Below are 13,211 nucleotides of genomic sequence, written 5' to 3'. Positions count from 1 at the left end.
CCTGCCTGATCCCTCTGATAATAAAAATTATACCATTGAAACACCCTCTGCATCCTTCGCCTCAAATTGTTTCATTGACAAGCCCACTCAATCCGCTAAGATTAAAGTATCGAATAAAAACTTAGGAGAATACTATGGAAAAACAACCTATGGCCTGTGATGTGGAGCTCGGGACCTGCGATGTCATGACCCCTATGTCTGATTCCGTTCCGGCAACGGAAGGATCGGCAACCATCCAACTGCCGGAGTCTTCCAAAGCGATCCAGATGATCTATGTAACGGATCCCCTCTGCTGCTACTGCTGGCAGGCGGAACCCGCTTTAAGAAAATTCACCGCCCTGTACGGGCAGCACTTTGATTCCCATATTCTCATGGGCGGACTCCTGGAGTCCTGGGATGGCTTCTCGGATGAAGGCAATGACATCCGTCAGCCCAAGGACGTCGGGATTCACTGGCGCGAAGCTGCCGCTCAGTTCGGCATGCCCATCGACGGCACGCTCTGGGACAAAGACCCGGTGCGCTCCTCCTACCCCGCCTCGATCCTGTTCAAGCTGGTTCAGCAGATTTCCGACACCTCCTCGCGGCGATTCCTGAGATCCATCCGCGAAGAAGTTATGGTGAAAAACCGCAACATCAGCCGGGACGATGTCCTGGCCAATGTCTTGGACCTGAACGACCGCAACGGCCGGAAAATGGTGGAAGACATGAAGACCACTGAAGCCCGCTCTCTGCTCAATCAGGACCTGACCCTTTCCCGCCAGCTCGGCGCTACCTCCTTCCCCACCGTGATCTTCCTGAAGGAAGGCACCGAAGGAATTCGGGTTGCCGGCCTGCAGGATTTTGAAACCTACGAGCAGGCTCTCCTGGACATCGCCGGCGAAGAGCTCGAAGCCGCCCCGCTGCCCGAACTGAAAGACATGTTCAAGCTCTCCCGCACCATCTTTTTCCGGGAGATCGAAGTCATGTATGACCTGGAACCCGAAGCAGTGGAAGCCTTCATTCAGCTCAACCTGCCGGAGGACAGCTACGAAATCAAGGAACATCTGAACAGCCGCTACATCGTTCGCAAATAGACCAGATCAACTCACGGCCGCCCGGCGGTCGCTACCCAGGAGGCTCTCATGACAAAGAAAATAATCACCATATGGCTTCTAGCTGGCAGCCTGGCTTTGTCTGCCTGTGCCGCGCCCGTGGCAAAGCCGCAGACAACGCCCCGCACCGGGCAGAGCACCGACACCGCAAAGAGCTCCGGCCAGACGGTAACCCTGGAGGAATACGACACCCTGAAGCAGGAATCGGACGAAACCATCTCTGCGCTCAAGGATGAAATCGCCAGCCTCAAAAAAGGCGCCGATGACAAGACGGCTCCGGATAACAGTGCCATTGCTTTCCGGCAGCGTCCGGCCGGCATGCTGTATTTCCCCGTCTTTACCCTGGATGCGGAGATGAAGACAGAAACCGCCGGTTATGTCGCCATCAAACCCCAGGCTACCCTGACCACCAAGCTGAAAGACCTGACCAGGGGAATCTCCCGGATTCTGTTTGAGAAGCGCGACATGGAAGTGGTCTCCATCAAGACCGTGAACAACAAAAAAATCGTGACCATCAACCTCAAGGGACAAAGCGAGTGGAACCAGGTATTCCAGGGAACCACCAACGGCGGCGTCAACAGCCAGGCCCTGGTGCTGAGCTACCTGCAGAAAGACTACCGCAACGGCTGGATCGACGGCGTCCGCTTCCTCATGGATGGACAGCCCATCGAACTGGAACATGCCCCGCTCCTGGAAGAAACTCAGTTCAGAAAATAAGTCCACATCCTAAGAACAAGAAAGCAGCCTGTGTCACGCGACACAGGCTGCTTTCCTGTTCATCTTATTTCATCTCATGTTTATCTTATTCATCTCATGTTTATCTTATTTCATCTCATATTCAGCTCATTAAAGTTCAGTACAGCTCATTTCAGCTCAGTTCATCTCAGCTTCCATCCGGTACGGCCTGCTCAGAGCCTTCAGCTGGTTCGCTCCCGGGATTATTTCAGCGAAACCCGGTAGCTCCGGTCGGACTGTGGTCCTTCCCGGAACTCGACCCGTAGATCGGGATTGGCCGTATCGCAATCCTCCAGGACCTGGAGCAGTGCCTGACCGTAGTCCGGCTGGTGCTCCAGAAGTGCCGCCGTATCGGACAGAATGATTTTCACAGGGGCACCGGGCTCCGTCAGCAGATCGTACAGGGCATCCAGATTCTTGCCATAGTAATCCGGAAAGTCCAGGGCCTCCCGCAGGTAGTGATGCGTGGCGGAACGGTCTGTCATGCGGGCCCCATCCAGGCGGATGATCCGGGTAATGCGTTGTTTCATCGGATGATTGTGATCCATCAATTCCCTCCTGCCGGTCCGGCCAGCTGTTCAAAGGTCTCGTAATGATCCCCGGTATAGAAAATCAGCCCGTCGTTGGAATAGACGATGCGCTTGGCGCCCCGGGAACCTCCACGGTAGTCAATGTCACATTCGTAATACTGCCGGCCCGATTTTTTCGGAAGAAGACCTTCATTGTTCCCAAATCGGTCCCCGCCGATGCTCATTTTCTTAGTGACCTTCCACAGGTTGCCCTTCGAAGCGACCCATCCCCGATCCCTGGCCTCTCCCTTCGTCAGGTAATTGGAGGGCAGTTTCCCGAACTGATAGAGATAGGCCGCTACTTCCAGTTTCGTGGTATAGCGTCCGTCCTCTTTGACCGGGACGGCTGCCAGGCCCGCTCCCAGAACCGGTGTCGTGTTTTGCGGCGTCGTGACCGCCTTGGTACCGGGACTGGTCTGCGCCTGGGTCTGGGCTTTGGTTTGAGCCCCAGTCAGAGTCGGTTTCGTCAGCTGAGTGATCGGCTTACTTAGATCCTGTTCGATCAGCCTGCCCAGCTTCTGGCAGCCCGTCAGGGAAAACGCCGCCACCAGCACCAGCAGGACCGAAATATAATGCTTCCATCGTTGTTTCATACTTAACTCCCCGGCAGAAATCTGCCGATTCATTCTTTTTCTCTATTTTACCACGTTTGGAATCATTCTGAATCCACCTTTCACAATGGGTGCAGCCGACGCTTCTTCAGCGGATCCGGATCTGGTCCGAAGAGAAGAACTCCAGGACATGAAAGAAAGCGGCAGCCGCAGCTCCCGGTTCCTCGTGGAACCAGATGCTGCGGTTGCCGCTGAGAGTGACTCGCGGATGATTGACTCGCTGAGAGTGACTCGCTGAGGATAAGGAAACACTGCTTCAGTATCTGATCAGGAAGCCAGTGAGCTGCCCTTTTCCACCATGGTGCGGTACACCGAAGCGGTGGCCATGAGCTGGTCATGGCTGCCCTGCTCAATGATCCGGCCGTCGGCCAGAACCAGGATCAGGTCGGCGTTGCGAATGGTGGAGAGCCGGTGGGCGATGATGATGGTGGTTCGTTCCTGGGAGATGGTTTCAATGGCCTGCTGGATCAGGATCTCCGTCTTGGTATCGATATTGGCAGTGGCCTCATCCAGGACAAAGATGTCCGGGTCATGGGCCAGGGCCCGGGCAAAGGACAGCAGCTGCCGCTGCCCCATGGACAGGGTGGCGCCGCGTTCCATCACGGGTTCTTCCAGTCCCTGACTGAACTGATCGATCATGGGGCGGGCATGGGATTTATCAATGGCGTCTTCAATCCGTTCCTGGGGAATTGAATCATTGAGGGTGATATTCTCCCGGATGGTGCCGGAGAACAGGAAGACATCCTGCAGCACGACGGCGACCTGACGGCGCAGATCCCGTTTTCGGATCTCCCGGATATCGATGCCGTCGATGAGAATCTGCCCTTTCTGTATGTCATAGAAGCCCGACAGGAGGGATATGATGGTGGTCTTGCCCGACCCGGTCTCGCCGATGATGGCGAAGGTCTCGCCCGGCCTTACATGGAAGCTGACATCCTTCAGGATCCAGTTCTCCCCTTCGTAGGCAAACCAGACATTGCGGAATTCAATGTCGCCCTTCATGCCCTTGAGCTCCTGTCCCCGGTCCAGCTCCTCCAGAATGGCGGTCTGATCCGTAATCTCGAAAATCCGGGTGGCGGAAACCAGAGCCGATTCAATCTGGGTGAAGGACTCCGCCAGGTCAGCCAGCGGCGCAAAGAACTGCCGCACATAGAGCGTCAGCGCAATGACATCGCCCAGGTTGACGCTGCCCCGGCGCAGCATGTTCATTCCCACAATCAGAATGACCGCAGTGGCCAGACTTTCGAAGACGTTGGCCGAGGGGCCGGACAGGGAATGCATTTTGAGCTGGATCAACGAGCGCCGGAAATACTCGTTGTTGAGATAGCTGAAGCCCTCGAACTTTTCCTTCTTGCCGTTGAACAGCTGCACGATCTTCATGCCCGAGATGTTTTCGGCGATGAAACCGTTGAGCCGGCTGGTAATGGCCTTCAGCTCAATCCAGTTGTCATGGATCATCTTGCGGATGTAGAAAATGACAAACAGCATGGGCGGAAGCACGATCAGCGACCACAGGGTGAGCTCGACATTCATCTGCAGCATGGCAAAGATGACGCCGGCCAGGAGAATGACGTCCTTGACCAGACTGACCAGAATGTCGGTGAACAGCTCCGACACTGCTTCCACGTCATTGGTGGTTCGGGTGATGAGCCGCCCGGCACTGGTTTTATCCAGGTAGCTCAGGGGAAAGAGCTGAATCGAGGTAAAGACGGTTTCGCGGAGCCTGCGCGCCACCAGCTGTCCGACCTTGTTGATCAGGAGCACCTGGAAGTAGAAGGCCGCCATGCCCAGGATCATGATGGCCATATAGATCAGCGCCATGCCCCACAGCGGGAGCCCCTGAGAGCTAACCAGACGGCGGGCTACCAGGTACTCGTCCGTGATGATCTTGATGAACCAGGGCTTAAGCAGCGTTGTCAGATTCACCAGCACGATCAGGATGCCGATCACAATGACCTGGACCAGGTGGGGCTTCAGGTAGCCGAGCAGGCGGACAAAGGCGCCGGAGCCATCAGGCGTCGGCTTCTTCGGTGTCTTTGATTCGGTCTTTGTACTGTGAGTTGTAGATGTCAAAGTAGAGTCCCCTCCTTTCCAGCAGTTCCTCATGAGTGCCCCGTTCCCGAATGGTGTGCTCGTCCAGAACCAGGATTTCGTCACAGGCCATGACCGCGGAGATGCGGTGGGCCACGATGACGGTGGTGCGGTCGGCCCGCAGCTTGCGCAGCCTGGCCAGAATTTTGGCTTCAGTGACCGTATCCACCGCCGACAGCGCGTCATCCAGGATCAGGATCATCGGATGGCGGATCAGCGCCCGGGCGATGGAGATGCGCTGCTTCTGGCCGCCGGAGAGATTAACCCCCCGCTCCCCCAGGATCGTATCATAGCCGTCCGGCAGCCCCGCAATGCTCTTGTTGATGTGGGCGTCCTTGGCCGCCTGGATCACCTGATCCCGTGTGTAGATGTCCTTAAAGAACCGGATATTGGCGTCAATGGTGTCATGGAACAGGAAGTTGTCTTGTGGCACATAGCCGATGTGGTCCAGCAGGACCGGCAGGGTGTAGTCGTTGATGTCCTGGCCGTCCAGGAAAATTTTTCCGTCAGGCACGTTGTAGACTTTCATCAGCAGGTTGACCAGGGTGGTCTTGCCTGACCCGGTCTCCCCCAGAATGCCCAGGGACTTGCCGTTGGGCAGGTGGATCGTCAGATCCCGCAGCACCGGCACCTCGGTTCCCGGATACATGAAATCCAGATCCACGATATCGATCTGCCCCGTCTTCATGTCCGCGGCCAGGCCGCTTCCGTCCGTGATTTCGTGGGGATAGTCCAGCAGTTCATCCAGCCGCCCCATGGAGGCCATGCCGCGCTGAATCACGTTAATGATCCGTCCGATGAACATAACCGGAATCAGCATCATGTTCAGGTAATTGGCCACGGCGGTGAAATCGCCCAGGCTGATGGTTCCGTTCACCACCAGGGGACCACAGACCATGAAGAACAGACCATAGCTCACGGCAAAGCCGGCCTGAACCATGGGGTTAAGCAATCCGGATACCCGAACCATGGACAGGTTGCGCAGGGCCATGGTCTGAGACAGATCCATGAACCGCTCCATTTCCTGATCTTCCTGGACGTAGGCTTTAATAACCCGGATGCCGTTGATGTTCTCATTGACCCGGTCCGAGATGGAACCGAAGGCTTCCTGCACCTTGCGGAACCGGGCCCGGATCTGCTTGCCCAACAACACCATGGCCACAACAACCACAGGAATCGGCGCCAGGATTTGGAAGGTCGTCCATCCCCCCAGGCGCTGCACCATGCCCAGGGTCGAGATCGAGATCATGGCAAAGCCGTTGATGGACATGATCAGGGCCGGCCCGAAGGCCATGCGCACCGCGTTGACATCGTTGATGTTGTAGGCGATCAGATCGCCGGTCTTGCGCTTGTTGTAGAAGGACTGGGACAGCTCCTGGAAGTTGGAGAACACCAGCGCCGACAGCTCCCGCTGCAGTTTGCGGGCATTTCCCACAATCAGATAGCGCCAGACATAGGCCCCGGCAAAGGAAATCAGCGCCACGGCGATGAGCGGATAGATAAAGCGGGACAGTCCGGCCCAGTCCGCACCGCCCGATGCCAGATAATCCGTCGCGTCCCCGACGTATTCCGGGTAGTACAGCCGGATCCGGGTGGAGATCAGCATCAGCGCGATACCCGCCAGATAGCTCCAGGCATTTTTACGGAAAAACTCCCGCAGAAATTTTCTTCCCATGTAGTTCACCTCTTTCATACACTCCCCATTATACCGACCCCTTCCAAGAGTATTCTGCAAAACCATACAGTTTTCCGAAAAGAGAAACACTAATTAAGAATCCCAACTTTGCGCCACGATTATCTTGAGTAGCTAGACGATGGGGAGTGCCACCCTCCTCTTTGCTCTCACAGAAGCCTAAGTGCGTTTTCTGCATACAGTTCATGTAGGATCTATCCAACCGATTTTCCCTCATTTCAGATTCATTGAGTTATGTGTTTCATTACCCCTGTGCTTCTTCAGCTTCTACACGTTCTAGATGCTCGTCATCTGAAAAGCGCTTCAGTCCTTCGCATCTGAGGACAGCCTTTGAGTTTCATCAGTTACCGTGACTTCATGCTCGGTATCCCACAGTTTATGTCCTCAAGGCCGTTACCAGCTTTCAACTGAGGTTTCTCACTACTATGACTTCATCTGGACACTGCACCCTTCCTGGACTCTTGCTTGCGCTTGAACCCAGATAAAGAAAGCATCGGATACAGTGCTTCCAAGAAGTTGCTCCGCATGAATCGATTAACGACCATCCAATCGCCATGACTCAGTCCAGCTATCGGACGTCTCGACTTTTCGAAGAATTGCCCAATCATGTCGCCAACACTGGTTCACTTTCGGTCCGTTCCCTATACCGCCATCAGCTTCCTTCAGACCTCCCCGTCACCTGTGACGCCCTTGCTTACAGCTTGTCTTCCTGTTAATAGGGTGAGAAGATTTCTTTCATACCATCAGCTCGGCACCATGCCCCGCATCCAAAAAGCAGGCCGGGATCATTGTCCCAGCCTGCTTATTAGGATACTCAACGCAGCCCACCGTCGGAAAAAATCAGGAAGAATCTACCGATATACATCTCTTTCCTAGACTCTCTCTCGCAATGTCCAGGAAGATACTACCTCACTCAGGCGTCCCGAAGACGACCGTTCTGGCATTGTCAAACTCATAGGAGCAGGTACTGAGGGCAATGATCGAATCGCCAGGAGTCCAGATCCCCTTTGCCTGAAGCAGCGCATCGTGCCAAATCCAGTTCATGAATGATTGCTCCCCCAGCTCATGGTATCGTTGCAGCAAGTCATTTCCCTCCCCGGGAAGCACCAGGACTGCAAATGCCTTGAACCTGAACGTATCTCCCTTGGTCTGAACCTGAATTACTGGAGTCTGGGCAAAGAAATCAGCATCCTTGAAACGTTCCAGATCACTGAACATGGTGCCATTTTTCAGATGGTGGCCATAAATCACACTGAGGCGATCCGTGAATCCTGCATTCCGGTGATCCAGGAAAATCGCCCCCATTTTATTGGGCTCACCAGTGATCAGGTGCTTCAGGTAATAGGCATTATCTTTTCCCTGAGCAACCGGATAGTCAATATTCGTTCCCGTCACCCGGATCCAGCCCATCGCATTAGGACAGGATTCGGATATCATTGCCAGATTACGCTGTTTTAGGGAATCCGAGGTATTGATTGTGCTGGCATCATTGGTTCCGGTACCGACACCGACGGCCATTTGAATTTGAGCGTAGGATTCGATTGCTGCCTGTTCATTCAAGTCCTCGAGCCACAATACCCCAGCCGATCCAATGATTCCCATCAGACATAGCGCCATCAGTATTTGGAGGATGTTCCGGGACAGATTTCGGGAATGAGGAGGAATGAAATCATGTTCGAGATTTTCAAAGCTTCCCCCCCTGATTTTCTTTTTGATTCTGTTCATAAGCGTCCTCCGATAGGTATCTGTTGATCCTTAAGGTGTGCGGTGCTGCAGCACGCGGCGTTCCGCCCATTATCTGTAACTTCAGTAATCATTCTCTTTTCGACGCTCTTGCATCCTGATGCCAGATCCACTGTATGAAAGAAAGGCAGAGTGGCGTGCACTCTGCCATGAGAGGGATCAATGCATGTTAAGCTTCATTCTTTCGCTTTCTGATCATAATCACACTCAGGAATCCAAGCGCTGCACTGAAGAAGATCAGTGACAGCTTGGCCGTCGAGCGAACCTGGTCTACTCCGGTTTGAGGAATGTTCCCTTCCTGCTCCGGTCCATTCGGATCGGTTGGGTCCGTTGGATCCGTTGGATCGGTTGGATCGGTTGGATCGGTTGGATCGGTTGGGTCCGTTGGGTCCGTTGGGTCCGTTGGGTCCGTTGGATCCGTTGGGTCCGTCGGGTCCGTTGGGTCCGTTGGGTCCGTTGGGTCCGTTGGGTCCGTTGGGTCCGTTGGGTCCGTTGGGTCTACCACCGTTTCGTAGTAGTTCGTGAACTCAATTCTAACATCTTGGTTCAACAAACCACTGGAATTTTCTGAGGTGGCCGTTGTATAGCCTTCTGCCGTATAGTCTTTTTCTTTGATTTCATAAAAAGTACCCTCCGGTAGTCCGTGGATTGTCAGATTTTCGTCATGAGTCAGCCAGATGGACTCTCCACTTTCAATCGTCCCTTCCTCACCGGTGGAATGTGTGGTGTGATACCGTCCTGGCGCCGTAAAGGTTACGATGAATTCGAAGGCTTTGGTCAGATTGCCGTCTCCGCTGACGATCTTGGCGACCGTGAGTTCATGAACCGGCTTAACCTTGTTTTTGGTATTGATAAAGAGCGCGGTCTTCGTTTCATCCTCAAGGACGACTCCTTCCCCGTCGGTGACTGTGGTGACGTAACCAGACTCGCTGTAGTCCTCTTCTTCCACCCGGTAGGCAGTTCCAGCCGGAAGATCTTTAATGAGGATGCTTTGTCCGTGAGCCAGTTCAATTACATCACCGTTCTGAACCGAACCATCCGGGCAGCCGAATCCTTCATAGTCATAATTTCCAGTTGCATCCAGGGTAATTCGGAATTTAAATTTGGCTTCCCGGTTCCCGTCATCTCCTGCTACCTGCTTCTCGATTTTCAGGTTTCCTCTGGGATTATGTCTGGTATTGGTAAAAATGGCTGCCTGTTCTGTATTGACTTCAATCAGACCCTCATTCCCGATGCTGGTGGTGACATAGCCCTGAGCTGAATAGTCTGCTTCGGTAATCCGGTAGGCAGTTCCTCCAGGCAATCCTTCAATGGTCAGCTTCTCGCCGTGGGCCAACTCAAAGGTATCGCCGCTTTGGATGCTTATCCCGCCGAGTCTGGAGTGAATTGCAGGATAAGTGCCTGACTGATCCAGTGTCAAGGTAAAGTTGAATGCCTGTTCCTGATCGGAATCGTTGCCGCTGACTTTCTTTTCGATGGTAAGCTTTCCCACCGAATTCGGAAGATAGTTGTAAATTTTGGTTCGCGGGCTTTGTTCGCCATCGATCCAAACTACGGGTACCCCCGCTTCGGTTCGCACAATCAACTGATGTGTTTTCTCTGACAGTTCGTAGCCCGATGGGGCCTGAATTTCACGGAACAGGTATTCTCCGTCCGGAATGACCCGGAATCTTAACAATCCCTTACCATCCGACGTTGCCTGACGCAGTAGAACCGTTCCATCCTTGGTATAAAGGCCAAAGACAGCTCCGGCCAATGGCTGGCCCTGTCCATTCTGTTTTGTGATTTCAATCCAGGCACTTCGTTTCATGGATGCCTCGCCATCCGCCTTGGTGATGGCATATGACTGAGATGATTCCTCCAGGTCTCCTGTCGCTCCCATCAGACGCACACTGTTAGTCACCGCTCCCGGTTCTCCGGTAACATCGGTGGTATACGTCAGGCGATATGCCTGAGAAGAATCTGGCAAGACAAAGGTCAGTTCCCGAGTGGATGGGTCATACGTCAGAGGTTCTTCCCTTTGCAGCGGAAGTTCATCTCCCTCCACATAGGATCCATCAGCCTGAAGAATCATTTTCTTTATTGAGACAGATCCTGTTAAGATCAATTGACCCGATGAATCCGTCCGAAGCTCAAGTCCACCTGGAATAGTATCCACAATTTTTGCTCCAGAGTGCTGTAAATCATAAGGCTGATAGTCCACCTGCCAGGAGAGTTCTCCGGCTTTGGTAATTTCAAGCGTTTTTTCAAGGACCTGGGAGTTAATGGTGACATTCTGCTGGACTGAAATTCCCGGTTCCCAGCGTTCTGAAATGAGCTTCAGCTGATTCTGCACTGTCACTGACCCATTGTCCTGGAAATATTCCTGAGCCAGCTCATCCTTTGGTCCGGCTTTCACCAAAATGACATAGGGCTTATCGAGGGATTCAAACCGGAAACTGGCTTTGTCTCCAGAAATATCGGCGACCAGTCCATCAACCTGGATTGGTCCTTCCCCGAGGGTTTTCACCGAGCTTCCTGATGAGGGTGCTCCCTGGTAAATCCGATAGTATTCACCGGGTGAAAGTTCACGGAACACCCAGCCTTCTGGCAGAACATCCGTCAAAGTGACCGCACCCAGGGACTCACCGGTTTCCCGTTCGATCCCAGAAACCATGAGTGCGTCGGCATTGACGCTGAGCCTGAACAGAACAGCCTGCTCCTGGTAATGAAACCCCAGGGAGGCATCGGTCGTGATATGGGAGTCAATCTGAGCATCGGGATCGGCAAAGGCTTCCCGCCGCAGCAGTTCCTTGGCTAGCATCCGGCTGGGATACTGCACCTGGCTGGTGGAGGCATTCACCAAATTCTGTCCGCTCCAGAGCTGGGCGGTGTTCCACACCTGGCTCGTTCGATTGCCCACCACGATGTCGGGATTCAGAACCTGACTCTGAAAGTGAAAGCTGCGTGACTGATTCTGAACAAATCCCCGAACTTCGAGAAGATCGGCGATGCGAACTCCGTCCCGGGTAATGGGATGCACAGTCAAAGTCAGGCCTTCCCCGGCAAAGGATCCTTCCACATAGCGCTGATCATACCGCGGAACCAGCTGCCCGGCCGCAAGTCCTGCCGGAAGTCCGACAGTCCCGGCAGGCGTAAAGCCTTGAGCGGACGGTCCGTACACCAGTAAATCATACACTGCGACATTCGGCACCTGCTGCCCCTTTAAGTCCACCGCGACTGTCCAGTCGATCCGCTGGCTGGCTGGATTGACCTTGCCGGATTTGGCAATCGCATTGAACCCGACAGTTACGCCCGCCTGATTCGAGGCGATACCCGAAGCAGGTCCATCTTCCCAAAAAATCTTTGCCTGGTTTCGATACTGCTTGGCGGATACCGAGTAATCTTCGTCCGGAACCTTCGTGACGATGGTCAGTCGAATCCGTGAATCAATTGACCCGATTGAGTAGGCTGATCCTTCAGGCACAATGGGCTGTTCTGCTCCCCATTCGCCATTTTCGAAGGCTTGCCAGTAAGCCGAGTCAAACGTAAGCCCTGTGGGGAGCGAATCCTGAATAACCACATTTCGCAGTGAAGCTTCCAGGTGATTGGCTACAATGGACCAGGTAATGGTCCGATTGGTGGGGTCATAGATCCCGTTGACTGGTCCGTCACTGGCTTTTCCTGATTTTTCAATCCATTTGGGTGTAAATCGAACCAGAGCTTCTCCCTTGCCAACGATTTCCTCCAAAGCATCTGACAGCTGCACCTTGTTCAGCAGTGTCTGCTCCCGGGAAGAGGTCCAGGCTGCATCCGGAATCCTGGTACGCAATGTGACTGTAATGGGGCTTGTTGACCCTACGGGGAATAAGTACGTCAGCTTATCCTCGTCCCACTGCGGAACCGCAGCCTGGCCGTTGACTTGGAAACTATCTGGGAGATAGCTGCCGACACTCGACAGGAACTCGGTCAGGGTATGGCCTGAGATGTCCACCGGACGGCCTCCCTGGTCCGCAGTCAGCTTGATGGTCCATTCCACAGACTGGTCGGACAGGTTGACCGCTCCGGATTTGACTACATTATATTCAACTGCCTGAGGAAGAACTACCACCTTGTAGGTCTTGTCGAGGATTCGCACGTCATGGGAACCCTCTGCTCCGGCGTCGCCGCTTTTATCATACTCCAGGTCAAGACCAAACCGGGCAGTGACGGTGTTGTATGTACCATCAAAGACTTCCGGATCACCGTCAAAGGTCACCAGAGCGTAGACCATGCCGTTTTCGTCTGTATCGATGCGGGCATGCCCTACCAGTATGTCCCCCATTTTCAAAGGGATCGTCTCTTCCGCCAACAGCCGGAATGAGTCACTCAGTTCAATACGGGCTGTATCCCCTTGAACGACAGGATTCGACGGCACAGGATCATCCCCCGCCACAGGAATTTGAAATGACACATCCACCCGTACCGGCTGATCGGCAGACAGCTCTCCGCCCTGAGGCACAAGATCGCCATTCTGTCGAACCACCGCAGTCAAATCCGTTAGAAGCGCTTCCTCCGATGCAGCCTGGGCAGTACCGGGAGTGATCAACAGTCCCATCAGGAACGCCACGATCAGACTCAAACTCAAAAATCTTCTTGTTCTTCTCATAAAATACCTTTTCTTCCTCCTGAAATTGCTCAAGTCCGCAGACTCTTGGCA

General features: G+C 53.9%; 8 protein-coding genes. 2 read left to right on the top strand and 6 right to left on the bottom strand.

All coding sequences use genetic code 11. The annotated features are described in order from the left end of the window. The first annotated feature begins 134 nt into the window (after window positions 1-134). Both NQU17_00395 and NQU17_00390 read left to right on the top strand, forming a co-directional pair. Window positions 135-1,073 (top strand): DsbA family protein, encoded by a 939-nt coding sequence (locus NQU17_00395; GenBank protein ID UUM12057.1) that lies wholly within the window; start codon window positions 135-137, stop codon window positions 1,071-1,073. 48 nt (window positions 1,074-1,121) lie between these two features. Continuing rightward, window positions 1,122-1,808 (top strand): hypothetical protein, encoded by a 687-nt coding sequence (locus NQU17_00390; protein UUM12056.1) that lies wholly within the window; start codon window positions 1,122-1,124, stop codon window positions 1,806-1,808. A 221-nt stretch (window positions 1,809-2,029) separates the two neighbouring features. On the opposite strand, the gene NQU17_00385 is transcribed toward NQU17_00390, so the two are convergent. The 6 genes from NQU17_00385 to NQU17_00360 all read right to left on the bottom strand — a co-directional run bounded on the left by NQU17_00385 (window position 2,030) and on the right by NQU17_00360 (window position 13,160). Continuing rightward, window positions 2,030-2,374, bottom strand: a complete 345-nt coding sequence (locus NQU17_00385) for a barstar family protein (GenBank protein ID UUM12055.1) — start codon at window positions 2,372-2,374, stop codon at window positions 2,030-2,032. Further along, a complete protein-coding gene (locus NQU17_00380; protein ID UUM12054.1) occupies window positions 2,374-2,988 on the bottom strand; it encodes a ribonuclease in 615 nt (204 codons plus the stop codon). Before NQU17_00380 ends, NQU17_00385 begins: the two co-directional genes overlap by 1 nt. Before the next feature lie 285 nt (window positions 2,989-3,273). Then, the gene (locus NQU17_00375; GenBank protein UUM12053.1) at window positions 3,274-5,079 is read right to left on the bottom strand and encodes an ABC transporter ATP-binding protein/permease; all 1,806 of its coding nucleotides are present in this window, start codon (window positions 5,077-5,079) and stop codon (window positions 3,274-3,276) included. Next, window positions 5,018-6,772 (bottom strand): ABC transporter ATP-binding protein/permease, encoded by a 1,755-nt coding sequence (locus NQU17_00370; protein UUM12052.1) that lies wholly within the window; start codon window positions 6,770-6,772, stop codon window positions 5,018-5,020. Before NQU17_00370 ends, NQU17_00375 begins: the two co-directional genes overlap by 62 nt. Window positions 6,773-7,699: 927 nt before the next feature. Continuing rightward, complete coding sequence (locus tag NQU17_00365) at window positions 7,700-8,515, bottom strand: class B sortase (protein ID UUM12051.1); 816 nt, start codon at window positions 8,513-8,515, stop codon at window positions 7,700-7,702. A 187-nt stretch (window positions 8,516-8,702) separates the two neighbouring features. After that, complete coding sequence (locus tag NQU17_00360; GenBank protein UUM12050.1) at window positions 8,703-13,160, bottom strand: SpaA isopeptide-forming pilin-related protein; 4,458 nt, start codon at window positions 13,158-13,160, stop codon at window positions 8,703-8,705. Between the last annotated feature and the right edge of the window lie 51 nt (window positions 13,161-13,211).

The organism is Clostridiaceae bacterium HFYG-1003 (assembly GCA_024579835.1).
In the GTDB taxonomy this organism is placed as follows: domain Bacteria; phylum Bacillota; class Clostridia; order Clostridiales; family Clostridiaceae; genus JG1575.
Note: the sequence above shows the minus strand (reverse complement) of the source record. Positions and strands in the feature narration are given on the sequence as shown.

Excerpts from the sequence above, each read along its gene's own strand:
- NQU17_00395 (UUM12057.1), top strand. The coding sequence starts at position 135 with ATGGAAAAACAACCTATGGCCTGTGATGTGGAGCTCGGGACCTGCGAT.
- NQU17_00390 (UUM12056.1), top strand. The coding sequence starts at position 1,122 with ATGACAAAGAAAATAATCACCATATGGCTTCTAGCTGGCAGCCTGGCT.
- NQU17_00385 (UUM12055.1), bottom strand. The coding sequence starts at position 2,374 with ATGGATCACAATCATCCGATGAAACAACGCATTACCCGGATCATCCGC.
- NQU17_00380 (UUM12054.1), bottom strand. The coding sequence starts at position 2,988 with ATGAAACAACGATGGAAGCATTATATTTCGGTCCTGCTGGTGCTGGTG.
- NQU17_00370 (UUM12052.1), bottom strand. The coding sequence starts at position 6,772 with ATGGGAAGAAAATTTCTGCGGGAGTTTTTCCGTAAAAATGCCTGGAGC.
- NQU17_00365 (UUM12051.1), bottom strand. The coding sequence starts at position 8,515 with ATGAACAGAATCAAAAAGAAAATCAGGGGGGGAAGCTTTGAAAATCTC.
- NQU17_00360 (UUM12050.1), bottom strand. The coding sequence starts at position 13,160 with ATGAGAAGAACAAGAAGATTTTTGAGTTTGAGTCTGATCGTGGCGTTC.